20 protein-coding genes are annotated in these 25,980 nt (G+C 60.2%); 7 read left to right on the top strand and 13 right to left on the bottom strand.

Annotated elements, in window-relative coordinates; translation table 11 throughout:
* Positions 1–88: 88 nt before the first annotated feature.
* From gdhA to OCX61_RS03425, 3 genes are all read right to left on the bottom strand, one after another.
* Positions 89–1,429, bottom strand: coding sequence for an NADP-specific glutamate dehydrogenase (gene gdhA, locus OCX61_RS03435; RefSeq protein ID WP_261942611.1), 1,341 nt, complete (start codon positions 1,427–1,429; stop codon positions 89–91).
* A gap of 301 nt (positions 1,430–1,730) precedes the next feature.
* Positions 1,731–3,398 carry an energy-dependent translational throttle protein EttA gene (gene ettA, locus OCX61_RS03430; RefSeq protein WP_261942610.1) on the bottom strand — a complete coding sequence of 556 codons (1,668 nt, stop codon included), beginning with the start codon at positions 3,396–3,398 and terminating at the stop codon, positions 1,731–1,733.
* Positions 3,399–3,746: 348 nt separating this feature from the next.
* On the bottom strand, positions 3,747–4,157 hold the full coding sequence (locus tag OCX61_RS03425) for a hypothetical protein (RefSeq protein WP_261942609.1): 411 nt from the start codon (positions 4,155–4,157) through the stop codon (positions 3,747–3,749).
* 260 nt (positions 4,158–4,417) lie between these two features.
* Here OCX61_RS03425 and OCX61_RS03420 point away from each other — a divergent pair, with 260 nt between their 5' ends.
* From OCX61_RS03420 to OCX61_RS03405, 4 genes are all read left to right on the top strand, one after another.
* A complete protein-coding gene (locus tag OCX61_RS03420) occupies positions 4,418–8,248 on the top strand; it encodes a sensor domain-containing protein (RefSeq protein WP_261942608.1) in 3,831 nt (1,276 codons plus the stop codon).
* A 188-nt stretch (positions 8,249–8,436) separates the two neighbouring features.
* The gene (glyA, locus tag OCX61_RS03415; protein WP_261942607.1) at positions 8,437–9,690 is read left to right on the top strand and encodes a serine hydroxymethyltransferase; all 1,254 of its coding nucleotides are present in this window, start codon (positions 8,437–8,439) and stop codon (positions 9,688–9,690) included.
* A 146-nt stretch (positions 9,691–9,836) separates the two neighbouring features.
* A complete protein-coding gene (locus OCX61_RS03410) occupies positions 9,837–10,430 on the top strand; it encodes a hypothetical protein (protein ID WP_261942606.1) in 594 nt (197 codons plus the stop codon).
* 180 nt (positions 10,431–10,610) lie between these two features.
* Entirely contained in the window at positions 10,611–11,561 is a 951-nt protein-coding gene (locus tag OCX61_RS03405) for an arsenic resistance protein (protein WP_261942605.1), read from the top strand.
* A 94-nt stretch (positions 11,562–11,655) separates the two neighbouring features.
* Here OCX61_RS03405 and OCX61_RS03400 read toward each other — a convergent pair whose 3' ends face one another.
* Positions 11,656–12,033, bottom strand: coding sequence for a hypothetical protein (locus OCX61_RS03400; RefSeq protein ID WP_315973279.1), 378 nt, complete (start codon positions 12,031–12,033; stop codon positions 11,656–11,658).
* A 191-nt stretch (positions 12,034–12,224) separates the two neighbouring features.
* Complete coding sequence (locus OCX61_RS03395; protein ID WP_261942603.1) at positions 12,225–13,154, bottom strand: malate dehydrogenase; 930 nt, start codon at positions 13,152–13,154, stop codon at positions 12,225–12,227.
* A gap of 378 nt (positions 13,155–13,532) precedes the next feature.
* Here OCX61_RS03395 and OCX61_RS03390 point away from each other — a divergent pair, with 378 nt between their 5' ends.
* Positions 13,533–14,918 (top strand): GntP family permease, encoded by a 1,386-nt coding sequence (locus OCX61_RS03390; RefSeq protein ID WP_261942602.1) that lies wholly within the window; start codon positions 13,533–13,535, stop codon positions 14,916–14,918.
* 472 nt (positions 14,919–15,390) lie between these two features.
* Here OCX61_RS03390 and OCX61_RS03385 read toward each other — a convergent pair whose 3' ends face one another.
* The gene (locus tag OCX61_RS03385) at positions 15,391–15,837 is read right to left on the bottom strand and encodes a GFA family protein (RefSeq protein ID WP_261942601.1); all 447 of its coding nucleotides are present in this window, start codon (positions 15,835–15,837) and stop codon (positions 15,391–15,393) included.
* Between the two features lie 89 nt (positions 15,838–15,926).
* Entirely contained in the window at positions 15,927–16,769 is an 843-nt protein-coding gene (locus tag OCX61_RS03380) for a LysR family transcriptional regulator (RefSeq protein ID WP_261942600.1), read from the bottom strand.
* A 103-nt stretch (positions 16,770–16,872) separates the two neighbouring features.
* On the opposite strand from OCX61_RS03380, the gene OCX61_RS03375 reads away from it, so the two are divergent.
* Positions 16,873–17,262, top strand: coding sequence for a tautomerase family protein (locus tag OCX61_RS03375; protein ID WP_261942599.1), 390 nt, complete (start codon positions 16,873–16,875; stop codon positions 17,260–17,262).
* Positions 17,263–17,320: 58 nt separating this feature from the next.
* On the opposite strand, the gene OCX61_RS03370 is transcribed toward OCX61_RS03375, so the two are convergent.
* The 6 genes from OCX61_RS03370 to OCX61_RS03345 all read right to left on the bottom strand — a co-directional run bounded on the left by OCX61_RS03370 (position 17,321) and on the right by OCX61_RS03345 (position 24,675).
* A complete protein-coding gene (locus OCX61_RS03370) occupies positions 17,321–18,121 on the bottom strand; it encodes a class I SAM-dependent methyltransferase (protein WP_261942598.1) in 801 nt (266 codons plus the stop codon).
* 79 nt (positions 18,122–18,200) lie between these two features.
* Entirely contained in the window at positions 18,201–18,431 is a 231-nt protein-coding gene (locus OCX61_RS03365) for a hypothetical protein (RefSeq protein WP_261942597.1), read from the bottom strand.
* Positions 18,432–19,065: 634 nt separating this feature from the next.
* The gene (locus OCX61_RS03360) at positions 19,066–20,391 is read right to left on the bottom strand and encodes a hypothetical protein (protein ID WP_112897382.1); all 1,326 of its coding nucleotides are present in this window, start codon (positions 20,389–20,391) and stop codon (positions 19,066–19,068) included.
* Positions 20,392–21,103: 712 nt separating this feature from the next.
* Positions 21,104–21,979: an isocitrate lyase/PEP mutase family protein gene (locus tag OCX61_RS03355; RefSeq protein ID WP_261942596.1), complete on the bottom strand. Its 876-nt coding sequence runs from the start codon at positions 21,977–21,979 to the stop codon at positions 21,104–21,106.
* A 116-nt stretch (positions 21,980–22,095) separates the two neighbouring features.
* On the bottom strand, positions 22,096–23,403 hold the full coding sequence (gene dctA / locus OCX61_RS03350) for a C4-dicarboxylate transporter DctA (protein WP_261942595.1): 1,308 nt from the start codon (positions 23,401–23,403) through the stop codon (positions 22,096–22,098).
* A 102-nt stretch (positions 23,404–23,505) separates the two neighbouring features.
* Positions 23,506–24,675 (bottom strand): mandelate racemase/muconate lactonizing enzyme family protein, encoded by a 1,170-nt coding sequence (locus OCX61_RS03345; RefSeq protein ID WP_089230364.1) that lies wholly within the window; start codon positions 24,673–24,675, stop codon positions 23,506–23,508.
* Positions 24,676–24,774: 99 nt separating this feature from the next.
* Between OCX61_RS03345 and OCX61_RS03340 the strand changes: the two genes are divergently transcribed.
* Positions 24,775–25,716: a LysR family transcriptional regulator gene (locus tag OCX61_RS03340; RefSeq protein WP_261942594.1), complete on the top strand. Its 942-nt coding sequence runs from the start codon at positions 24,775–24,777 to the stop codon at positions 25,714–25,716.
* Positions 25,717–25,980: the final 264 nt, after the last annotated feature.

The raw sequence follows: 25,980 nt of genomic DNA, 5'->3' as shown, positions 1-25,980 counted from the left end.
TTGTGAAAGCTGCCCTTGAACCCTGTGATGACACTGTGGGAGCCGCGCTTGCCGGCGATGGGCTGCAAAGCAGCCCCAGGCCCTCAGATCAGACTACGCCTTGCGCCAGCATGGCATCGGCGACTTTCACGAAGCCGGCAATGTTTGCACCCTTCACGTAGTTGACCTTGCCATCCGCCTCTTCACCGTAGTGCACGCAGGCATGGTGAATCGACTGCATGATGTTGTGCAGCTTGCTGTCCACTTCACCAGCGGTCCACAGCAGGCGCATGGCGTTCTGCGACATCTCCAGGCCCGACACGGCCACGCCACCGGCGTTGGACGCCTTGCCCGGGGCGTACAGGATGCCGGCCTCGATGAACAGGTCAACCGCCGCCAGGGTAGTCGGCATGTTGGCGCCTTCGGCCACGCAGATGCAGCCGTTGCGCAGCAGGGTGCGGGCGTCTTCGATGTCCAGCTCGTTCTGCGTGGCGCACGGCAGGGCGATGTCGCACGGCAGGCTCCACGGCGTCTGGCCCTTGCGGAATTCCAGGCCGAACTGGCCAGCCAGCTCGCTGATGCGGCCACGCTTGACGTTCTTCAGCTCCATCAGCGCGTCCCACTGGGCATCGGTCAGGCCGGCTTCGGCGTACAGGGTGCCTTCGGAGTCGGACAGCGAAATCACCTTGCCACCCAGGTCCATGACCTTGCGCGCAGCGTACTGGGCAACGTTGCCGGAACCGGAAATCGCCACCCGGCGGCCATCGATGCGCAGGTTCTGGCGCTTGAGCATTTCCTCAGCGAAGTACACACAGCCGTAGCCGGTGGCTTCAGGGCGGATCAAGCTGCCGCCATAGGTCATGCCCTTGCCGGTGAGCACCGAGGTGAACTGGTTGGCCAGGCGCTTGTACTGGCCGAACATGAAGCCGATCTCGCGGGCGCCGACGCCAATGTCACCGGCCGGCACGTCGCAGTCAGCACCGATGTGGCGATACAGCTCGCTCATGAAGGCCTGGCAGAAGCGCATGACTTCGGCATCGCTCTTGCCTTTCGGGTCGAAGTCCGAGCCGCCTTTGCCACCGCCCATGGGCAGCGAGGTGAGGGAGTTCTTGAATACCTGTTCGAAGGCCAGGAACTTGAGCACGCTCAGGTTCACCGACGGGTGGAAGCGCAGGCCGCCCTTGTAGGGGCCGATGGCGCTGCTCATCTGGATGCGGTAGCCGCGGTTGACCTGAACCTTGCCCTGGTCATCGACCCACGACACGCGGAACAGCACGGCGCGCTCAGGCTCGACCATGCGCTCGAGGATGCCGGACTGCAGGTAATGAGGGTTGGCTTCGAGGAACGGCCACAGGGTACGCAGCACTTCTTCCACAGCCTGGTGGAATTCCGGTTGGCCCGGGTCGCGTTGCTGCAGGCGTGCAAGGAAATTGTCGACAGATTCGATCATGGTAGACATCTCACCAAGAGGATTGGACTTATTGGTTTTTTCTGAAATGTACCAAGAAGCAATCGCACCGGAATAGGGCGAAATGTCGTTTTTATGAAATTATTTGGTGCGTTTTATATAAGTGTATACAAAATCATCCTTCTGTGTTGACCTCTTCGCGGGTAACCCGCCCCCACAGGCCCCCTGCAAAACCTGGCGCTGTTGGAGCGGGCTGGCCCGCGAATCAAGCCAACAACCCTTTCCTGCCAGGCACAAAAATGGGGCCACATAGGGCCCCATTGCTGTGCATCAGAAGACCGGCTTACTGGGCCAGCTTCTTGTGCCGTACACGGTGCGGCTGGGCAGCTGCGTCGCCCAGGCGCTTCTTGCGGTCGGCTTCGTACTCGGTGTAGTTGCCTTCGAAGAACACCACGTTGGAGTCGTCTTCGTACGCCAGGATGTGAGTGGCCACACGGTCCAGGAACCAACGGTCGTGGGAAATCACGATGGCGGCGCCCGGGAAGTCCAGCAGGGCTTCTTCCAGGGAACGCAGGGTTTCGACGTCGAGGTCGTTGGACGGTTCGTCGAGCAGCAGGACGTTACCGCCCTCCTTCAGGGTCAGGGCCAGGTGCAGGCGGCCACGCTCACCACCGGACAGGTCCTTGACGAACTTCTGCTGGTCGCCACCCTTGAAGTTGAAGCGGCCGACGTAGGTACGCGACGGGATCTCGTAGTTACCGATGCGGATCTGGTCGGAACCGTCGGAGATCTGCTGGAACACGGTCTTGGAACCGTCGAGGTCTTCACGGCTCTGGTCCACGCAGGCCAGCTGCACGGTTTCGCCGATCTCGATGCTGCCCGAGTCCGGTTGTTCCTTGCCCATCAGCATGCGGAACAGGGTCGACTTACCGGCACCGTTACCACCGATCACGCCGACGATGGCACCCTTGGGCATGGCGAACGACAGGTTGTCGATCAGCACGCGGTCGCCATAGCCCTTGGTGACATTCTTGAACTCGATGACCTTGTCGCCCAGGCGCGGACCGGCCGGGATGTAGATCTCGTTGGTTTCGCTGCGCTTCTGGAACTCCTGCGACTGCATTTCTTCGAAACGCTGCAGACGGGCCTTGGACTTGGACTGGCGGGCCTTGGCGCCTTTGCGCACCCATTCCAGTTCCTCTTTCATGGCCTTCTCATGGGCGCTCTGCTGCTTGGATTCCTGCGCCAGGCGCTCCGACTTGGCTTCCAGCCAGCCCGAGTAGTTGCCTTCGTACGGGATGCCTGCGCCGCGGTCCAGTTCGAGGATCCAGCCAGCGACGTTGTCGAGGAAGTAACGGTCGTGGGTGATCGCTACCACGGTGCCCGGGAAGTCGTGCAGGAAGCGCTCCAGCCAGGCGACCGAATCGGCGTCCAGGTGGTTGGTCGGTTCGTCGAGCAGCAGCATGTCGGGGGCCGACAGCAGCAGGCGGCACAGGGCCACACGGCGCTTTTCACCACCGGAGAGGTGTTCGATGCGCGCATCCCAGGCCGGCAGGCGCAGGGCGTCGGCGGCGACGTCCAGCTGGCGTTCCAGATTGTGGCCATCGGCGGCCTGCAGGATGGCTTCGAGCTTGGCCTGTTCGGCGGCCAGCTTGTCGAAGTCGGCATCCGGCTCGGCGTATGCCGCGTAGACCTCGTCCAGGCGAGCCTGGGCGTCCTTGATCACGCTGACCGCTTCCTCGACCACTTCACGTACGGTCTTGTTCGGGTCCAGTTGCGGTTCCTGCGGCAGGTAACCCACGTTGATGTCGGGCATCGGACGGGCTTCGCCGTCGAATTCCTTGTCGACGCCCGCCATGATCCGCAGCAGGGTCGATTTACCGGCGCCGTTCAGGCCGAGCACGCCGATCTTGGCGCCAGGGAAGAACGACAGGGAAATATTCTTGAGAATTTCCCGCTTCGGCGGCACGACCTTGCTCAGCCGATGCATGGTGTAGACGTATTGAGCCAAAACCAAGCCCTCTAATCAGATAGGTAAAGACATCGACGATCGCCCCGGCGGTATGGCCAGGGGGATGTGTTTACGGGGTGTATTGAACAAAGTCGACCATTCTACGCCAACGCGCGGCGTTGCACAGGGTGGTCGGATGGCGGGGGCGGGATCGTTGTGAACCTGGGAGGCATTTGTTGCCTGTTCCGGCCTCTTCGCGGGCAAGCCCGCTCCCACAGGGATAGCACCACATTCAGGGCTGTGGAGTTTCCTGTGGGAGCCACAGGAATAGCACCACCTTCAAGGCTGTGGAGTTTCCTGTGGGAGCGGGCTTGCCCGCGAAAGGGCCGGCACAGCCGCCGAGAGGGCTCAGACGTGACGCTGTTTGCCAGCCTTGCCCCGTGGCAGGCGGCAACGGTCGCTCTGCTCGGCCAGGCGCGCGGCATAATCGGCCTTGACGCTGAAGCCAGCACTGCGGGCCGGTTGCTCGGCTACCTTGGCAGGCTTGGCTGCGGCAGGCGCGCTCACGACCTTGCCGGCAGGCTTGGCGGCAACGGCTGCCGGCACTGCTTCTACCGCCGGTACTGCCGCCTTGGCGGTCTTGCGCAGTTCAGCAAGCGATGGCGTCTTGTTTTTCGACGCCGCAGCCGCGTCGGGTTTGACCAGCGAACGCTGGCACGATTTGCAGGATACGTCCGCGGTCACGGCAGTGCTGACAAGGGTCTGACTGCTGCGCCCACAGGCGGAATCGAGGCCATTGGTGGAAAAGTGAGTAACCAAAACCGAACATCTCCGATGCGTTGTCATTGAAGCGGCCGGCATTCTCGCACAGGATGCAGGGTCTTGCCGAACAGGCCGGCATCACCACGACCGCTGGCGCCGGACAATCGGACTGGCACATTGCCATAATCACAGGCATGCTAGCCCGTTCGGATGTCCGGCTTTATAGTGCGCGGCCGCGGTCCAGGCCTGTGCAGATCCCGGCATATACCGTGCATGTTTCCACCCTGCCATCGCCAGGCCAATCGCAGGACCAACGCTTGACCAATCTCAATCATCCGACTCTGCTGCGCCCCGCTTCGCCGGCCCCAGTCGCTTCGCTGCGTGGTTCGGTCAAAGGCGCGCTGGCCCTGCTGGCCTTGATCCTGCTGGGTTTGCTGCTGTGGCAGCTGTTCTCGCAGTTCCGCCACACCCAGGCCGACCAGCGCCAGCAAAACCTGGACGCCAGTGCCGAACTCGCCGACCACCTGAGCCTGAACATGGCGCTCAAGGCCCAACAGGCCCTCAACGTGGTCCAGCCCTACGTCAAAGCACCGACGCCCGCTGCCCTGCCGAGCCTGCTGGCGACCCTGCGCGAACGCCTGCCCGCCCTGCGCGACCTGGCCTGGCTGGACCCTGCCGGGCAACTGCGCAGCGACACCCTGGCCGGTAGCCCCGACCGCCAACTGATTGACGAACTGGTCGGGCTGAACCAGGGCCGCAACTACTTCTTCGCCAACGCGGCGGACAACCGCACCATCTACCTGCTGTTGCGCCAGACGGCCGAACAGGATCGCGGCTACTGGCTGCTGCGCCTGTCACCTGACTACTACCAGGTGCTCACCGTGCACCTGGACGGCCCGGGCCACCCGCTCTGGCTGCTGGAAAACAGCCGCAGCGGTGAGGTACTGGAACGCCACGCCCCGGTACAGACCAGCGGCGAACCGCTGCAAAGCGTGATGCTCGCCTTCATCGACAATAGCGCCTGGCAGTTGCGTGGCCTGTTCGACGCCGGCCTGGCCCAGCAGAAGCTGCTGCCGGCACTGGTCGGCAAGTGCCTGCTGGCGCTGTTCTGCGCCCTGCTGCCAGTGCTGGCGCTGGTCAACATGCGCCGCCGCCAGCGCGCCCTGCAGGAAGACCGCCGGCGCTACCAGGAAATCTTCGAAGGCACGGGCGTGGCCTTGTGCGTGCTCGACCTGTCGAGCCTGCCCGGCCAGCTCGACCGCTATCACCTGCGCAACCTGGCCGGGCTCAAGCAGAGCCTGGCGCTGGACCCCAACCTGCGCCGCTCGCTGCTGCTGGAGCTGAAGATCACCGAGATCAACCAGGTGGCGCGCCAGCTGCTCAACGTCGAGTGCCACGAAGGCGCCTGGCAACGGCTGATCGATGGCAGCGGCGATGGCCGCGACAGCGTCGGCATGCAACTGATCGACGCCCTGATCGAACAGCGCCCGTCGCTGGAACTGGAAGTGCGCCTGCCCGCGCCGCTGGGCGGCGAGTTGCACCTGTGGCTGATGGCGCGCCTGCCACAGCAGCGGCGTGACTACCAGGCCGTGATCCTCAGCATCAGCGACATCACCAGCCGCAAGCAGGTGGAGCTGTCGTTGCTGGAGCGCGAAAGCTTCTGGTCCGACGTGGTCCGCACCGTGCCCGACCAGCTGTACGTACAGGACGTGGTCAGCCAGCGCATGATCTTCAGCAACCGCCACCTCGGCCATACGCTCGGCTACGACCGCACCGAGCTTGCACAGATGGGCGACCGCTTCTGGGAATTGCTGCTGCACCCCGAAGACGCGGCGAACTATCAGGCTTTGCGCCAGCAACAGCGCAACAGCGCACACAGCCAGTCGCTGCACACTCAACTGCGCTTCCGCCACCGCGACGGCGGCTGGCGCTGCTACGAAATCCGCGAGCAGGTGCTGACCCGCGACGAGGATGGCCAGGTCACACGCATCATCGGCGTGGGCAAGGATGTCACCGTGCAGATCGCGGCCAGCCAGTCGCTGCGCGACAGCGAGCAGCGCTACCGCATGCTCGCCGAAAGCATCAGCGATGTGATCTTCTCCACCGACAGCCGCCTGCAACTCAACTACCTCAGCCCTTCGGTACACGCTGTGCTGGGCTACCAGGCCGAGTGGATCTTCGACAACGGCTGGCAATCGATCATCGCCAACCCTTCGCAACTCACCGGCATCTACAGCCTGATGGACCGGGTCAGCAAGGCCATGGGCGATAACGAGCAACTGGCCCAACTGCGCAGCCAGCTGCCGACGCAACTGTTCCTGTTCGACTGCCTGCGCGCCGATGGCCGCAAGATCCCCATCGAACTGCGCCTGGTACTGGTGTGGGACGACCAGCAACGCTTCGAGGGCGTGCTCGGCGTGGGCCGCGACATCAGCCAGCAACGCCGTGCGGAAAAAGACCTGCGCATGGCGGCGACGGTATTCGAACACTCCACGTCGGCGATTCTCATCACCGACCCGGCCGGCTACATCGTGCAGGCCAACGAAGCGTTCAGCCGGGTCAGTGGCTACGCGGTCAGCGACGTGCTCGACCAGCTGCCGGCCATGCTGGTGGTCGAGGACCAGCAGCAGAGCCACCTGCGCTACGTGCTCAAGCAACTGCACCAGCGCGGCAGCTGGGAAGGCGAAGTGTGGCTCAAGCGCCGCGACGGCGACCATTACCCGGCCTGGGTCGGCATTACCGCGGTACTCGACGACGAAGGCGACCTGGCCAGCTATGTGTGCTTCTTCACCGACATCAGCGAGCGCAAGGCCAGCGAACAGCGCATCCACCGCCTGGCCTACTACGACGCCCTGACCCACCTGCCCAACCGCACGCTGTTCCAGGACCGCCTGCACACCGCCCTGCAGCAGGCCGAGCGGCAGAAGTCGTGGGTGGTGCTGATGTTCCTCGACCTCGACCGCTTCAAGCCGATCAACGACTCCCTCGGCCACGCCGCAGGCGACCGCATGCTCAAGGACATGGCCCTGCGCCTGCTGGCCTGCGTCGATGACGACGACACCGTGGCGCGCATGGGCGGTGACGAATTCACCTTGCTGCTGCAGCCGCGCGCCACCCGTGAAATGGCCCTGAACCGCGCCATCCACGTGGCCGAGAACATTCTTGGCGGCCTGGTGCGGCCGTTCGTGCTGGAAGGCCGCGAGTTCTTCGTCACGGCCAGTATCGGCATCGCCCTCAGCCCGCAGGACGGCAACGAGCTGAGCCAGCTGATGAAGAACGCCGACACCGCCATGTATCACGCCAAGGAGCGCGGCAAGAATAACTTCCAGTTCTACCAGACCGAAATGAACGCCAGCGCATTGGAGCGCCTGGAACTGGAAAGCGACCTGCGCCACGCGCTGGAACAGAACGAATTCATCCTCTACTACCAGCCGCAGTTCAGCGGTGACGGCAAGCGGCTGACCGGTGCCGAAGCGCTGCTGCGCTGGCGCCACCCGACCCGTGGCCTGGTGCCGCCGGGGGACTTCATCCCGGTCATCGAAGAGCTGGGCCTGGTGGTGGATGTCGGCGACTGGGTGCTGCGCGAGGCCAGCCGCCAGCTCAAGGTCTGGCACAAGAACAAGGTGCGCGTGCCGAAGGTGTCGGTGAACATCTCGGCGCGGCAGTTCTCCGACGGCCAATTGGGCACGCGGATCGCCACCATCCTCGAGGAAACCGGCCTGCCGCCGGCGTGCCTGGAGCTGGAGCTGACCGAGAGCATCCTGATGCGCGAGGTCAACGAGGCGCTGCAGATTCTCGCCAGCCTGAAGAATCTCGGCCTGAGCATCGCGGTCGACGACTTCGGCACCGGTTACTCGTCGTTGAACTACCTCAAGCAGTTCCCGATCGACGTGCTGAAGATCGACCGCACCTTCGTCGACGGCCTGCCCGAGGGCGAGCAGGACGCGCAGATCGCCCGGGCGATCATCGCCATGGCCCACAGCCTCAACCTGGCGGTGATCGCCGAAGGCGTGGAAACCCACGAACAGCTGGAGTTCCTGCGCGAGCATGGCTGCGACGAGGTTCAGGGCTACCTGTTCGGGCGGCCGATGCCGGCCAACCAGTTCGAGGCGCAGTTCGCCAACCAGACCCTGTTCATGTTCCAGTGATGAAGCCCTCCCTGTGGGAGCTGAAATTCGGGCTGGGAAAATGGACCTTCGAGTCAACTCCAGCCCAGACACGGCGCGGGATGCAACATGAAGCCCATTGGTCCGCGACTTGATGCCAGTTCATATGCCAGGCGCGGATCAATCGGTTAGAATGCCCCCCCAAATTACCCCGATCCTTGAGGACCGCCATGTTCAGCCGTGATTTGACCATTGCCAAGTACGACGCCGAGCTCTTCGAAGCCATGCAGCAAGAAGCCCTGCGCCAGGAAGAGCATATCGAGCTGATCGCTTCGGAAAACTACACCAGCCCGGCAGTCATGGAAGCCCAGGGCTCGGTCCTGACCAACAAGTACGCCGAAGGCTACCCAGGCAAGCGCTACTACGGCGGCTGCGAGTACGTCGACGTGGTCGAGCAACTGGCCATCGACCGCGCCAAAGAGCTGTTCGGCGCCGACTACGCCAACGTCCAGCCGCACGCTGGCTCGCAAGCCAACGCCGCGGTCTACCTGGCCCTGCTGTCGGCCGGTGACACCATCCTGGGCATGAGCCTGGCCCACGGTGGTCACCTGACCCACGGTGCTTCGGTAAGCTCGTCGGGCAAGCTGTACAACGCCATCCAGTACGGCATCGACGGCAACGGCCTGATCGACTACGACGAAGTCGAGCGCCTGGCCGTCGAGCACAAGCCGAAGATGATCGTTGCCGGCTTCTCGGCCTACTCGCAGGTCCTGGACTTCGCCCGCTTCCGCGCCATCGCCGACAAGGTCGGTGCCTACCTGTTCGTCGACATGGCCCACGTTGCCGGCCTGGTTGCCGCTGGCGTGTACCCGAACCCGGTGCCGTTCGCCGACGTGGTCACCACCACCACCCACAAGACCCTGCGCGGCCCGCGTGGCGGCCTGATCCTCGCTCGCAAGAACGAAGAGATCGAGAAGAAGCTGAACTCCGCCGTCTTCCCGGGCGCCCAGGGCGGCCCGCTGGAGCACGTCATCGCCGCCAAGGCCATCTGCTTCAAGGAAGCGCTGCAGCCTGAGTTCAAGGCTTACCAGCAGCAGGTCGTGAAGAACGCCCAGGCCATGGCCGAAGTGTTCATCGAGCGTGGTTTCGACGTCGTTTCCGGCGGCACCCAGAACCACCTGTTCCTGCTGTCGCTGATCAAGCAGGAAATCTCCGGTAAAGATGCTGACGCTGCCCTTGGCAAAGCCTTCATCACCGTCAACAAGAACTCGGTACCGAACGACCCACGTTCCCCGTTCGTCACCTCGGGCCTGCGTTTCGGCACCCCAGCCGTCACCACCCGTGGCTTCAAGGAAACCGAGTGCCGCGAACTGGCCGGCTGGATCTGCGACATCCTGGCTGACCTGAACAACGAAGCGGTGATCGAAGCCGTACGTGAGAAGGTCAAGGCCATCTGCAAGAAGCTGCCGGTCTACGGCAACTGATTGGCGAACGCCTGATGTGAAAAAGCCCGGCCTTGTGCCGGGCTTTTTAATGCCTGCCGCCCGGCAGCGGAACCGCTTCCGGATGGGCTGAGCGGACCAGGCCGCCTAACCTGACACCTCCGCTGAAAACGAGCAGGAGGCCAGCCATGGCTGACCACGTAGCACTGTCCTTCACCGCCACCTTTCAAGTTGCTGAAGCGCCGGTCAATGTGCTGGGCGACATGACCACCGGCCCCGTATCGCTGGTGAGCCCTCACCAGGCGCCGGGATATGCCGTGGAGGGCGCCACGACCCTCGGCATGTTGAATGGCAACGAATCAGACTGGCGTCACGGCCAGGAGATCGGCTTGATCACATTCGAGCTGGCCGCCCAACCCCCGGCGTTGCTGCTGTACTTTCGCCATACCGAGGTGGGTTACCGCATCTATCTGCGCAGCGGCCCCCATTCGGGCCAAGGGGTGTTCACCACCGGCGATGGCCTGGTGAACGTCCAGCCGATCAAGGCAACAGACCCAAGCCTGTGGGCGCTGATTGATGCACAGACGGGTGAGGCGTTCGACCTGACTCAGCTTGAGGATGGCCGGCGAGAAGTTCAGCTGAGCAATACTCAGGGGCACCCCGTGGAGATCCACAACCTGTACCCGGTCGGCGGCTTCCTGGCGTGCTACCCGGCAGCACGTCAAGGGACCTTGAGCCTGATCATTCAGGAGCGCGGTGTCGATTGGCTCAAGCCTGACTGATGTGTTTGCTCACCTCCTCGGTACTGACCCAATCCTTGAGGGAGCGGGTTCACCCGCGAAGCAGGCGACGCGGTACACGCGGGTGAACCTGGGCCTCTTCAGGTTCATTCAGATCATGCAGCCCCGGCCGTCACGTATTAACCTGTGCCACCCAAAGCACAAACAAACACAGGCCCGGCTTTGACCAGAGAGCAACTCGAAACCCAGCAGATCCCCATCTACTTCGCTGCCGTTCTCGCAGCCCTGGCCTTCGGCCTGCTGGCCAGCGACACTGCGCAACACCTGCAAACCCTGGTCACCCCCGCCATCGCCATCCTGATGTACGCGATGTTCCTGCAGATCCCGTTCCTCGACCTGCGCCAGGGCTTGGGCAACCGCCGCTTCATGGCCGCGCTGCTGCTCGCCAACTTCATCCTCGTGCCCTTGCTGGTATGGGCCCTCACCCGGGGCCTGGCCGACCACCCGGCGATCCTCATCGGCGCCCTGCTGGTGCTGCTTACGCCGTGCATCGACTACGTGGTGGTGTTCACCCACATCGGCAAAGGCGACTCGCGCCTGACCCTCGCCGCCACGCCCGTGCTGTTGCTGGTGCAGCTGGTGCTGCTGCCGGTGTACCTGGCACTGATGCTTGGCGACAGCAGCGGCGTCACCATCAGCATCGCCCCGTTCGTGGAAGCCTTCGTGCTGCTGATCGTGCTGCCGATGGTCTTTGCCGTGCTCACCAGCGCTGGCGCCCGCCGCTCTCGCGCAGTGTCGGCCTGGAACGATGCTTGGGCATGGATGCCAGTGCCGGCGATGGCACTGGTGCTGATAGCAGTGATCGCCTCGCAGATTGCCGTGGTGCTGCGGGATTTCGATCGGTTGCTGCCGGTGATTCCGGTGTATGTCGGCTTCATGCTACTGGCGCCGCTGCTCGGGTTCGTTTCCGCACGGTTGCTGCGCCTGCCGGTGGCAGAGGCACGCTCGGCGACCTTCAGCGCCGCGACACGGAACTCGCTGGTGGTGTTGCCGTTGGCGTTGGCGTTGCCGGAGGACCTGCGGGGGTTGGCCGCGGCGGCGGTGATCACTCAGACGCTGCTGGAACTGATGAGTGAGCTGATTTACATCAGGCTCATTCCACGGCTCGTATAAACCCGCCCGACATGACCGCGATACCTTGCAGGCCGCGAAAGGGCTCAATGCAGCCCTCAACGTCAAATAGGCCCATCTCAAGCTCATTTTTCGCTCAGTGACCGTTCACTGGCTGCGCGTAATTGAAAATGACCAGCGCGGTGACCAACAGGATATGAATTACCAACAGACTCACCAGAAGGCGTCTCATGCTCGGCGGGAAGCGTCTGACTTCATCAAGGTCAATCAACCTTCTACGCACGAATATCTTCGGCATGGTCAGCACCATGGAGATCAACCCCGTGCGCATGACCTTGCCCACGAGGCCCGCATGTTCAAACGTCTTTTTATTGCCGGTCACGAAAGTGCAGTTCGTAAGAAACGACTCGAAGCGCTCAGTGTATTTATGTGCGATGTAACACTGTACGACCATGGCCAGCAACATGGGTGCGAGAATCAGAAAGGCAACCACTCCAGGCTCAACTTCGCTCACTCCGATACCGATTTGGATGAAAGCGTCAAAGGCCATGCTTACCTTTCCTTGGTAATGGTGGGGGAACCCCGATGAACGGGTGTGACAGGTTAAATGGTAAATGTTCCCTGCCGTAGAGGTTACGTGAATAACCCCATACTGCCCGAGCCTGCACACCCGTTGTAAGGCATGACCAACGACGATTCAAACTCTCACAACGCCTTCATCTCCGTAATATCCCGCGCCACCTGGTCTGCAGAGTGATCAAACATCGCCTGCTCCTGCGCATCCAGGGGCAACTCGATTACCCGGGCAATCCCCTCCCCCGCCAGCACGCAAGGGACACCCATGGCGATATCGTTGCGCCCGTATTCCCCTTCAAGAATCGCAACCGCCGGCAGAATGCGGTTACGCCCATTGGCGATCGCATCCACCATCTGCGCAATGGCCACACCCGGTGCATCGCAAGCACTGCCGACCTTCTTCAAGCCCAGAATCTCGCCGCCACCTTTACGTGTGCGCTCCACAATCTGCTCAATCTGCTCACTGGACAGGAAGTGCGACAGCGGCACCGAGCCGATCTGGCAGTAACGCATCAGCGGCACCATGCTGTCGCCATGCCCGCCCAGCACCAGCGCCGTGATGTCCCGGGCAGAAAACCCCGTCTGCTCGGCAATGAAACACTTCATGCGAGCGGTATCCAGCACACCGGCCTGGCCGAATACCCTGCTGCGCCCCAGCTTGCTGAGCGAGCAGGCGCGATAGGTCAGCACATCGACCGGGTTCGACACCACCAGCACCGTCGCTGTCGGCGCATAACGATTGATGTCGTGCATGATGCCGTCGAGGATCGGCAGGTTGATGCTCAGCACGTCTTGCCGCGACTGGCCAGGCTTGCGCGGCACGCCTGCGGTAATCACCACCAGCTCCGAATCCTGCAGCATTTCGGCCTTGGCGCCACCCAGCACCTTGGTATCGGAACCTGACTCGACGGCTGCCTGCCAGATGTCCAGCGCCTTGCCCTGGGCCAGTTCACCCTGCACATCGAGCAACATCAGCTCACGGCAGTACTCTTCCCGGGCAATGATCTGCGCCGCCGCCTCGCCCACGATCCCGGCACCCACGATTGATAGCTTGTTCACCTGACACCTCCCAGCGGCGCGCGCCACCAGGAGCACGCCTGCGTATAGAAAGAAGTATTGCCTGCCAAGGCGAAAAGACCATGTGATGCGACCGCATGCTATTGACAGCATCCCACCATCGCGGAAATACTTTGTAAAGATTCATATAGATGACCAAATAACAAGGTGAATCGCTCCATGACCGCACTGCCCAGCCCTACGCGCTTGCCCGGCGCGACACCTCCATCCGCCAGCCCCATTCCTCCGAAGTTCGAAGTTTGCGCATCCAGTCGGCCCTCCGCCCGCGACCGATAACGGCCCGCTACTGCCTGCGGAACCCCTGTCATGCCCGCAATGCCTGAGTGCCGCTAACGCGCCAGCCCAATCGAGATTCCCTGAATGACTCCCTTAGATATACAGCTGTTGCTGACCGCACTGGTCAGTGTCCTGGTGCTGGTAGCGCTCATCGTGTCCCGCCTCAAGATGCACCCGCTGCTGGCCTTGCTGGTGGTGTCCATTGGCGTGGGCTTTGCCACCCGCATGGAACCCGGCAGCATCGTTGCTCACCTGCTCACTGGCGCCGGCAAGACGTTGGGTGCGGTCGGGGTGGTGATCGCGCTTGGCGCGATGCTGGGCAAGATACTGGCTGACGCTGGCGTCACCGAGCAGGTCGCCGACGTGATCCTCAAGCGCACCTCGGACCGCATGATCCCGTGGGCCATGATGCTGGTTGCCTTTGTCATCGGCATTCCGATGTTCTTCGAGGTAGGCCTGGTGATCATGCTGCCGCTGATCTTCAGCGTGGCGCGCAAGCTGGAAGGCCAGGCTAGCTTCAAGGGCTCGGCGTATGTGTATGTCGGTGTGCCGGTGATTGCGGCGCTTGCCGCCATGCACGGCATGGTACCCCCGCACCCAGGCCCGTTGACCGCCATCGCCGTGCTCAAGACCTCGGTCGGGCCCACCATGCTCTATGGCTTCCTTGCGGCTATCCCGGCCATGATCCTGGGCGGCCCGCTGTATGGCCTGTTCATTGCACCGCGCATGAGCACGCGGCCCGACCAGGCGTTGCTGGACCAGTTCACCCTGACTGAAAAAGCCGACAATCAACCCCGCCCCGGCGTGCTGATCGGCATGCTGGCCGCGTTGCTGCCGGCGATCCTGATGCTGGTGCACGCCGTCGCCGAGATGGTACTGCCCAAGGGCAATGCGATGCTGGAACTGGCCAGCTTCCTCGGCAACCCGCTGATCGCCATGCTGCTGGGCGTGCTGTTCGCCGGTGCGAGCCTGGTACTGGCGCGCGGCGGCGACGCCGAACAGCTGCGCGATGCGCTGGGCAAAAGCCTCAAGCCTATCGCCTCGATCATCATGATCATCGCCGGTGGCGGGGCCTTTCAGGAAATGCTGACCAGCGCCAAGGTGGGCGATGCCATCGTGCACCTCACCCAGCAGTCGGCCTTCCCGCCATTGCTGCTGGGGTGGCTGATCGCGATGTTGCTCTCGGTATCTACCGGCTCTGCCACGGTGGGTATCGTAGGGGCTGCCGGGTTGCTGGCACCGCTTGCGGGTGCAGACCCTAGCCTCAACCTGCCTTTGCTGGCCTTGTCCATCGGTTGCGGTTCGCTGTTCTTCAACTACGCCAACCATGCAGGTTTCTGGATGGTGAAGGAGTCCTTCGGCATGACCATGGGTGAGGCCACCAAGACCATCTCGGTGGTGCAGTCCATCGTGGCGCTGGTCGGCTTGATCGTGGTGTTGATGCTGAATGCCGCGATCACGGTGAACTGAGCCGGAATCAAAGAAGCTTGGCCGCCGGGTGACTCCGGCGGCCCCTTGGCTTGCTTGCCAGCGGAACATCCAAATGTGCCGTTGCGCAAACCCCTGACGACTTGCCCACCCCATCATCCCAAGGCCTGCGGGGAATCTTTTCACTGTCGGCAAAACACCAACGGCCTGATGGAAGACAAACCCAAGATGCCGAACTGGGCTTGATGAGGTCTACCACGCCCCGGTGGAACAGCGATCTTGCTCAGATCTGAAAACTTGCGCGGTTCCTACCCTGTGGGAGCCGCGCTTGCCGGCGATGGGCCGCAAAGCGGCCCCAACAACCCAAGCACCAGCGCAGACTTCCAGGAGCATTCATCTATGTCGAAAGAAGACCTCGCAGCCAGTGATCACCTAATGGTGGCGGCATCCCCCCTCAATCCCAGAGCGGTGTCGAGAGACAAGAGGCCGGCACACTGAGCCAATGGCGCAGGGTTCAGGAGTGCCGGTTGCTTTCGTATCGCAGCCATCCTGCAACCCCTACCCCGCCACCTACGCGGTCTTTAGGATGATTCCGCCCGTCACTGACAGGCACCTCTGGGAAGTCAAATGGGCTCATGCCCTCAATACAGGCCACGTTCACCCCGTACTGGTCCGGCGCAGAACGACGCTGGTGGAAGGTGTAGATGCCGCACTTCGAGCAGAAGTAGTGCTTGGCTTCGTGTGTGTTGAATTGATAGAGGGTCAGCGCTGCTTCACCTTGGGTGACAGTGATGTCGTTCAGGTTGGCTGATACAGCCACGGCGCCCCGCATGCGGCAGAGCGAGCAGTTGCACCTTCGTGCTGTACGCAGGCCGTCGGTCAAGCGCAGTGAAAATCGCACTGTTCCGCAATGGCAGGCTGCTTGGTAAACAGGGCGATCATCGCTTTTTTCATCAGTCATAGCGTTTCTCTAGTCTGAGAAGCCAACCTGGATACTCACGGGGCAAGGCCAAAACGGGTAATGAAACGATCAATGGCTCGTCCCGAAGCCTATGCGAGATAACCCTGCAACAATCGCCGCACATTTTCCACTAGCGCAGACTCCCCCTTCCGCGGCGCAAGCAACAAGAACCTGGCTTGCGCCAACCCCGGCATGCCAGCCCGGTAAGGCTCCACGCCATGCGGTACGGCACTCGCGTTAAGGCAGGCTATTCCAAGCCCTGCCCGCAACGCCGATTGCAGCCCCGCCACACCTGAAGTCGAATAAACGATCTCGTATTCCACCCCGGCGCGCTCCAACACCTGGCAGCTGTATTCCGACAATCCGCACCCGCTGATCGCGAGCACTGGCAGCGGCTGGCCGGGCTCTGGAACCCAGCCGGCAGCGGCTACCCATTGCAGTGGTTCCTGCCTCACCTCAAAGGTGTTGGCTGTGGACACGCGCTCGTTAAAACGCATGGCCAAGCCAATGTCCAGGTAGTCACTTGCCTGATCAATTTCCAGGCTCTTTTTCATAACCACGTGAAGTCGCAGCCGGGGATGCCATTCACGTAGTTTTTTCAGTAAGCCAGCAATGTCGTCGGGGCGGAAGTAATCGGTGATCGCCAGTCGTATCTCCCCTTCGAATTGTTCGCCCCGTACATCGGACAGCGCCCGCTCACCCATGTTGAGGAGCTGCCGGGCATGGCGCACAAGACGCTCACCCGCGGGGGTGGGGCGAACGCCTTGCTTGCCTCGAATGAGCAACTCGACGCCAATGGCATCTTCCAGCTTGCGCAGCTGTTCGCTGATGGCGGAGGTTGAGCGAAACAGGGCCGGAGCGGCTGCAGAGATACTGCCTGCGTCACAGACCGCCAAGTAGACGTGGAGCTGGGCAAGGTCGAGGTGGTACATACAGGTTCCGGATAAACAGGAAGATAAGCACTGATTTTCCCGCTTTTTAGGAACATGTTCAAAGGCTAAGTTAGAGGCACATTCACTGACGAGGATGACTCAAATGCCTGGTATCACCCTGACCTTGTCCGGCGCGCCGAATGCTGCGTTGGCGTCCGACCTCAGCCACGAGCTGACTGAACTGACTGCACGCGTTCTGGACAAGCAGCCATCCCAAACGATGGTTATCGTTCGGTTCGTCGATGCTGGCTTGTGGTTTATCGACAGCGAATCGCTTGAGCGATTAGGGCGAAACAGCTTTCGCCTGGAGGTCACGATCACCGACGAAACGACAACTGTGGAGCAGAAACGGCAGTATCAGCGTGAAGCCTATGATTTGCTCTCAGGACGCATCGGGAATGTGCACCCTCATTCGAACGTCCACATCATAGACGTGCGCGCTACGGCTTATGGCTATGGCGGGGTGCCGCAAGCTGCAAAGCTATGGGGCTGAGAGAGGAATCAGGGGCGATTCACAACGCCCCTGAACACCCTGCTGCCCATTTGCTAGCTCACAGTTTTTCAGCTACCAGGGCATAACACATGGGTACCTGCACCACGCCCTGGGTGTAGACGTCGTACAGATCTTCCCGATTGGAATGCGCGTATTCGTTGAATGCGCGCAGCCTCAACTCCGCGCCCAACACCCCCATGAGCAGATCGCCCAGCCGGTGGATATGCCAGTAAGATCGCTGCCCGGTCGCCTCGCCCCTGCCCTCGTAAACAATTGCACCCGTTTCGACCACCGGCTCGGTCTGGAAGTAGGAACCACTGATGCGCCATGGGTCGCTGGCTTCGGGATCGAGCATTTCCAGAAACGGGTGCGTCTCGTAAATCACCAGCGTCCCGCCGGGTTTCAGCGTCCTGGCAACGTGGCTGAAGAACAGACCAAGGTCGGGCATCCAGTTCACAACACCGATGGTGATCAACGCGACATCGAAGCGCTCGTTGAGCGTGGCTGGCAGCGCGTGAATGTCGGCCTCGATGAACTCCGGCGAATACTGGGATCGCTCGGCCAGCTCCTGCGCTTGCTTGAGAAACGCCGAAGACTGATCGACACCCACCACTTCCAGTGCGCCAAGGGCAAACAGCGAAAGCACTTCGCGGCCATTGTTGCAGCCCAACTGGATAACCGACTTGCCCGTTATGCCTACCTGTTGCAACTGTTCAGTCAGGGTCGAATCCAGGCAAGAAAAGCCTTTGTCCGCCACGGCATCGGTAAGCCGAGCCCACTCAGCGCTGCGCCGGTGGTGGTCGGCGGAGGCATTCCAGGCGTCACGGTTGCTGGTGATGACATCCTTGTGCGAAACCATCTTGAACCTCGTCATTGCTCGCTGAGGTTCTGACATTAGCAGCTGCGCCAGCCTTGGGCTGGCGACAGCGTTGCTTTCATTAGTCGACCAGGTGACTAAGTTCGTTGGGATCGATCATCTTCCCGCATTGCTCACTGGCCAGCCGGCTGATGATCCGGATCGCCTGGTGAATGCCAGCGGTGTTGCGAAAGCTCAGGTGAGGGTTGTGTTCGCACTCCAGCACTTCATCGTGCTGGACCAAGGCTTCGCCGAGCAGTTCGAGGGTCCAGGCGTAGCTTTGGATGGTGGATAAGCGTTCCTGGTCAGTCATGGGGCACCTGCCTGGGTTGGGAGGTGGGGCGAGCCAGGTCGCAGATTGGGTAGAAGCGGTGAGGTTTCGGGGCCGGCGCGGGGCGGCGGCGGAGAACGGATGCGAGGATCCTGGATAGACTTCTGATGAGCATGCATGAGGTCCTTTTCGGTTGAAGCACCACGCTGACCGTCGCCAAACGGTTAGGGTGGCAGCTGTACGCAGGTTGGCGAACCGAGGAAAAGGAACTCGGCAGACCCGAAGGTCTCCCACGCACAGCCGCCATTACACGAAACTGCGGACGCAAAAAAAGCGCCTGCAATCGTGGTCGGGGCGCCGTTGCGCCTTTTCGTACGGGTCGCCAAACCCGGTCACGGAATTGGCCGCGACTGGGGCAATTTATCCCCCTGAGGCTGTATTCGCAAGCCTCCGAGCGCAACAAAGGCTCTACGCGTTCTGTAGGAAAAGTACTGTCTACTGGCGGTGCCTTCATCGAGAATGAAAAAAGGCCTGCTTCGCTGCAAGCCTTGATATGTGGGGGAGACAGGAATCGAATAATGCAGACTTGGCCCCGTGAACACTGGATAATGATGCCTTCAGCCTTCAAACGTATCCCTATACATATCCCTAAAGCCCAATCTGCCCCCCTTGGCGACTATGCCGCTCCCTCCCGAGCCCGCTGGAGGTTCTCTGCGAAAAACTGTCCATTATACTCGGTCACTAGCGGATCGAGCTCATCCACAGGTATCACTCCTAAGCGATCGACCTGACTGAGGAGACGTCCATACATGGTAGAGCCGGGCAGGTCTGCACCGGTTTCTCTAGGCATTCTGATGATGCGCTCCAGATCCTCGCGAGTGAGCGTATCGAAGAGAGGAGTGATCAACTTCTCGATTACGTCATTTGAAGTGTGCCAGCTGCGCGACTCCGATAGCAGTTGGAGCGACCGCTCCTTCGCCAACGCACCTATGTCATGCTCCTGGATCGCAACAGAGAGACGGTCGGTCCCCAATGCCTGAATTCTCTGGTTCGCCGCGGCAGCCAACGTCGGATGTCTCCCAACCGCCAGGGCCGGCATTACCTCAGCTTCGGGTCCACTGCGAAGGAACTCCGCCATCCGCACACGAGCAGCTTCATCAATCAAACCGGCCATTTCAGGTGTCGCCGCTACCAGTCGGGCAACTGCTGGCAATCCTGGGTCTCCTACCTGCCTGATTAGCGTACTCAATTGCTGGGAGATCCTAGGCTCAGCAATCGCTCGATGGGAATCGAGCAGCACCGACAGCACCGCACCGACTTGGATTTTCCCAGTCACGGGACTATCTGGCTGAGCAAATCCGAAGATGAGCGAGTCAACCAAGCCACGAACGAGGGCTTCGGACGGGTTCGCCAATGGGGTTTGGCGTAGTGCAATCGATGCCTGGTGGTGATCCCTCGGGAAATAGTCAGAGGCAACGGTGGTGAGCAGCTCAGCGATAGCGGCGCGCCCCTGGATAGGTGGCTGTGACAACACATGCTCTACCGCATTACGGAGGTGGAGGCGAGCAAGCTCAGCATTCGGCCGGTGAGGAATCCCTGCAGACTGAAATGAAGGATGCGCACATTGGTGTCGATCTTCGCGAAGGCGCTGAAGATCACGCATTTGCTGGTGGTCAAAGAAGCCCAGATCCGTACCACACGTACCGATAATCGTCCGCTCGAATTCCAAGGCGTTTTTCACACCTTGGTCATTGCCCGCATTGATCTGGTCGATGTAGGTCTCATAGCGACTGTTGATGCGCTGCGCTTTTGCATCACCTGCAAGGGCAAGATCGCGGATTTTATCGACTAGGTCGAATACGACCGCAATCCAGGCGTTAACAATGGCTGACCTGTACGCGCCAGCCTTGTAGCACTGGATTGATTCCGAAACATAGTCTCTCGAACGCTCCGCTCGGCACCTGAGTACCAGCGTGTCCAAGTCAGCTAGGGAGTCGGTCATGCATGAGTCTTCCAATTCCGGGCACGCGCTCCTTGCCCGCGCCACCAGAGATCGAGCATATCCCAAGCTCGGCAAATGCGCAGCGAGCTGGGAACGTCACCTGATCCAGAGAAACCAACCCAGCCGGTGTTAAAAAAGTCGAACAATTCACCGCTGTTCACCAGGTTGACCAGTTCACTAAGCTGGCAGATCAGCCGCTAACAAAAGATCGCGGGTTTCCTGCCCCGTATCTCGCCACATCTCTCAGGGTCCCCGACGGCTCCTAGGATCCGGGAGGTGGGGAATGCCTCAGCCGCTGAAGGCACGACCAACTAGGGGCATGGGGTTGCTAGATGATTACGGATCCAAAGCTGTGTAACAGGTGTAATAGGTGTAACGACACCGCACAACCCACTGTTCTTAAAGAAAAAAACAGTGATACACGCTCGAGCCTTCGCTTTGCCCTAGCAGTGTAACAACAGATCCGGTGTAACCATGGTAGGCCGCTATCGACCCTTAGCGGACCTTCATTGTCCAGAGCTAGCTGCTGGAATTGGGTCGCGGCCTGCGCAGCTTCTGTTACAACCTGTTGTAGAGAATTACACCTGTCGCTCCAGAAACGACGGCTTGCATGCCCACTCAGAGGGCTCGGCGGGCGGCAGGCTGCTGTGTGGTGGTTTCATCAATGGGCGAGCTAAGCGGGCAGCGTGCCAAAGAATCTTTGTTGGGTTTCTCAACGTGGTGAGTCGTGCCCCACCTTCAGATACGTCTTTGTCCACTCTCGATATCTCTCAACGCGTGTGTATTTCGAAATCAGTTCAGGGAGGGAGAGCTCGCAACCCTGTGAACCGCTTTGCTCACGCAGTGTTTGGTAGATCGATTTGATCGCAGAAAAATAAGGGGCATGCCCATTGACCACGATGCGCACATTGGCAGCACTAAGCTTCTCAACATCGCTAAGCGCCTGATTATCGTAGTTGATAAGCATGATCGGCGTGGTGAGGTGTTCCGTGAGTGCTGCCAGGTGATGGAAATCTTTGACCCCAACCAAGCAGATAGCGTCTGCACCCGCTTTCTGATAGGCCGCAGTACGAGCGATAGAGTCTTCTAAGGTGGTAGCGGCCACGTTCGTTCTGGCGATGATGCTGAGGCTATCATCCGAGCGGGAAAATCGAGCAGCGTATATCTTGGCTGCTGCCTCTTCCCCTCCGATCAGCACCGGCGAATGCTCTTCGTATTTCGCCGGTAGGTGGGTGTCTTCCAAAGTCAACGCTGCAACGCCGGCTTTCTGCAACTCACTGACTGTGCGCATGACATTCAGCGCATTGCCAAAGCCATGGTCAGCGTCAGCAATGATAGGGATTTGGCTCGCACGCCCAACTCTGGTGACCTGCTCGACATATTCATCAAGCGTCAGGAGTGCAATGTCCGGTGCCCCAAGCACTTGAAGCGAGGCGACAGACCCTCCCTGTATACCCACCTGGAAACCAAGGTCGGATGCCATACGCACCGAGATGGGATCGAATACGGAAGCAGCAAATTTACAGACATGTCCTTGAAGCAAATCACCAAACGCCTTGCGCAATTCATGATGCGATCGTTCGATCATATTCGGCTCCATCAAATTCATTCAGCTGGTGCAGAGCACGCTTTGCGGGGCTAAAGAAACCAGATCACTACCGATCATCGCCGACTTCAAGCGCGATGACCGGAAGTGAGGGCGATTCACTTGTGCGCCAGCAAGGCCTTCCTTGCCGCCTTTTCTTCTTTCATAGCTGCGATTTCTCGTTCACAAGCTTCGACATCAAACGAGTTGTCCCACTTGGCGATCGCGATGGTGCCGATGCCATTACCGATCAGGTTGGTCACCGCCCGCGCTTCGTTGAGGAACCGATCAATGCCCAGCAGCAGCACAAGGCCTACCAGCGGAATGGAATGGATAGTTGTAAGCGTTGCAGCCAGCGTTACAAACCCCGCACCCGCAACACCAGCCGAGCCTTTGGAAGTCAGCAGGAATACGGCCAACAGAATCATCTGATCCATGAATGTCAGCGGTGTATTGGTCGCTTGGGCGATGAAGATTGCAGCCATTGTGAGGTAGATGCAGGTACCGTCCGCGTTGAAGGTGTATCCCGTAGGCAGCACCATGCCGACCACCGATTTCTTGCAGCCGAGCTTCTCTAGTTTCACCATCATTCTCGGTAGCACGGCTTCGGTTGAACACGTGCCGAGGGTGATGAGAATTTCATCTTTGAAGTAACGAAGGAACTGCATCAGCGGCATTCCGGACCATCTGGCGACGGCACCGAGCACGACCACAATGAATATCAGAGTGGTGATATAAAGTGCGACCAGCAATTGGCCGAGTGACAGCAACGTGCCGATACCGTATTTGCCAATGGTGAATGCCATGCCGGCACCCGCGCCGATCGGAGCGAGGCGCATGACCATTGCGACGATTTTGAACAGGCCTTGAAGGAACAAGTCGATGGTATTGATCAGCGGCTTGCTGGTTTCACCCATCTGCACCAGAGCGACGCCCATCAAGACAGAAAGCAGGATCACCTGCAGCATTACGCCGTTGGAGAAAGCGCCGACGAAGGTATGCGGGATGATATTGAGGAAGAATTCGATCGTGCCGCCTTGTTCACTCGCGGCTTGGCTGTATTTGCTGATGGCACTGCCATCGAGGGCGTTGGCATTGATGTTCATGCCTTCGCCGGGTTTAACGATGTTAACCACAATGAGGCCGACGACCAAGGCAATGGTCGACAGTATCTCGAAGTAGATAAGCGCCTTGACGCCAATTCGGCCAACCTCTTTGATGCTGCCCATCTTGGCGATACCAACAACAACAGTACCGAAGATGATCGGTGCCAAGAGCATCTTGATCAGTTTGATGAAGCCATCGGCGAAGGGTTGGAGCTTGGCGCCGATGTCGGGTAAGAAGTAACCGATTGCCGCGCCGATCACGATGCCGATCAGCACTTGCACATACAGCTGGCTGTACCAGCGGGATTTGGAGATTTCCACGAAAGCACCTCATTTTATTTTTGTGATGGGCATGTGGCTTGGCGGCGCTGCGCGCCGCCTGGTACTGCGGCCTCTTCTTCAGAGACCGCACACCGAGGATGATCAGCCCTCACCCAGCTCACGCATCACTGCGTACAAGGCGGATTTGGCTTCAAAGCCCACACCTGGGATGTCGGGCAAGCCGACGTAGCCGTTTTCAACCTTGATGCCGTCCGCGAAGCCGCCGAACGGCTGGAACACATCCGGGTACGACTCGTTACCACCAAGGTGCAGGCCTGCGGCAATGTTGAGCGACATCTGGTGGCCACCGTGGGGTACAACGCGCCGGGAAGACCAACCCATTTCTTCCATCACTTTGAGGGTGCGCATGTATTCGACAAGGCCGTAAGACAGCGCGCAGTCGAACTGAAGATAGTCACGATCAGGTCGCATACCGCCGTGGCGCAGCAGGTTGCGGGCGTCCTGATGAGAGAACAGGTTTTCGCCAGTGGCCATAGGCAGTTCATAGTGATTTGCCAGCTCAGCCTGCAGCGCGTAGTCGAGCGGATCACCGATCTCTTCGTACCAGAACAGGTTGTACTTCTTGATGGCTTCGGCGTAGGCGATGCCGGTCTGCAGATCGAAGCGCCCATTGGCATCGACGGCCAGACGGCGGCCGTCGCCAACCACTTCAAGCACGGCTTCGATACGGCGGATGTCCTCGTCCAGCGGGACCGCGCCGATCTTCATTTTCACGACGTCGTAGCCGCGGTCGAGATAGCTCTGCATCTCGGCTTTGAGCTTGGTTTGATCTTTGCCAGGGTAGTAGTAGCCGCCGGCTGCGTACACCCAGACTTTATCGTCGGCGACGCCGTTGCGGTAACGATCAGCGAGCAAGCGGTACAGCGGTTTTCCTTCGATTTTTGCTACAGCATCCCAGACCGCCATGTCGATGGTACCCACGGCGACAGAGCGCTCACCGTGACCTCCTGGTTTCTCGTTGGTCATCAGGGTTTTCCAGATGGCAAACGGGTCCAGGTTGTTGTTTTCGTGGTCGATGAGAGTCTCTGGGTCTGCTTCAGTGATACGCGCCAGGAAGCGGTCACGCATCAAAGCGCCTTGGCCATAGCGACCGTTGGAGTTGAAGCCATAGCCGATGACCGGCTTACCGTCGCGAATCACATCTGTGACAACAGCGACGACCGAGCAGGTCATCTTGGAAAAATCGATATAGGCATTGGCGATTGGCGAGGCAATGGAAACGGTTTTTTCACGGATGTCGACGATACGCATGACGGGTTCCTCTTGTTGTATGTGGCCCCACGTTATGCTTTGAGGTAGCGCTCGCCCAATGCTATTAATGCCGGACCCTATGCACAGGAGGCATGGCCCTTGGAACTTGTTTGGCTAGAAGATCTTTCAGCGCTGGCGGAGTACGGAAGCTTCGTGCGGGCTGCCGAAGCGCGACACGTAACCCAGCCGGCCTTCAGCCGCAGAGTCCGCTCTCTGGAGAATTGGATGGGAGTTGAGCTGTTCGTGCGCTCACCACACGGAGCTACGCTCACCGAGGCTGGAAGACATATCTTGCCCAGTGCCCAGGAAGCGGCCCGATCCTTGTACCGAATACGCAGCGAAGCTCAAGAGGTCGCAGGGGTAGCAGCCAGGTCACTACAATTCGCAGCGACACACTCCCTCTCGTTTACATTCTTCCCGAAGTGGCTCCGGAGTTCCGAAAGCGGTGCCCCAATCGAGGCAGTTCAACTGCACTCAGATAGCATGGCCGTTTGTGAGCAAATGCTGATTCATGGCCAGGTTCAGTTTTTGCTATGCCACCGCCACCCCGACGTTCCGCCACTATTGGCACCCGAACAGTTCACCAGCAAGAAGGTAGGCGAAGATACTCTCGTTCCGCTTGCCAGTGCTCGCGCTGACTTCGGTACTTCTCCTGCAGCATTGCCTTACCTCGCCTACACCCATGAATCCGGACTGGGCCGTATCGTCGCGCACAGACTGCGCGGCAAAGAAGATTACCTTCACCTCAAGCCCCTGTTCACCAGTCACCTTGCAGCGGTGTTGATGTCCATGGCCTTGGAAAGTAAGGGCGTGGCGTGGCTACCCAAGAGCCTTACGGAGCAGGAGATACTGGACGGGCGTTTGATCCGGGCGCTCGATGAAAGCTGGGACATTCCCCTGGAAATTCATTTGACCCGGCCAAAAGCAACCCTCAGTCAGTCTGCAGAAACGTTCTGGGCCAGGGCGGGAATTGACCAGTCGCCGCAAGGCTTAGACGCTTTGGTGAGGCGCCCTGACTCAACCATTGACCGATACGAGTGACTCAAACAAGACCTGCCCTATTGGAAGCTGAACGGTTCCATTGCTGGGGTACCGCCCCCTGGACACTAAGAACGGTTGCCAGGGAACGCCATAAACCTCAAGAACGGGCGTTTCGTTGCGACAACTCGAAGAGACTTGACCTGAGAGGCTTTCGCTCTGGCCACATACAAGCTCATGCCTGCACGGTAGCGGTTCATTCACCGCTTAAGGACGCAAAGCCTCTCGATTGCCTTCAGGCACAAATTCTGTCCTCAAGAGCTATTT

Origin of the sequence: Pseudomonas sp. LRP2-20 (assembly GCF_024349685.1) — a bacterium.
Taxonomy (GTDB): domain Bacteria; phylum Pseudomonadota; class Gammaproteobacteria; order Pseudomonadales; family Pseudomonadaceae; genus Aquipseudomonas.
The sequence above is the reverse complement of the archived record's forward strand: the minus strand, read 5'-3'. Positions and strand labels throughout refer to the sequence as shown.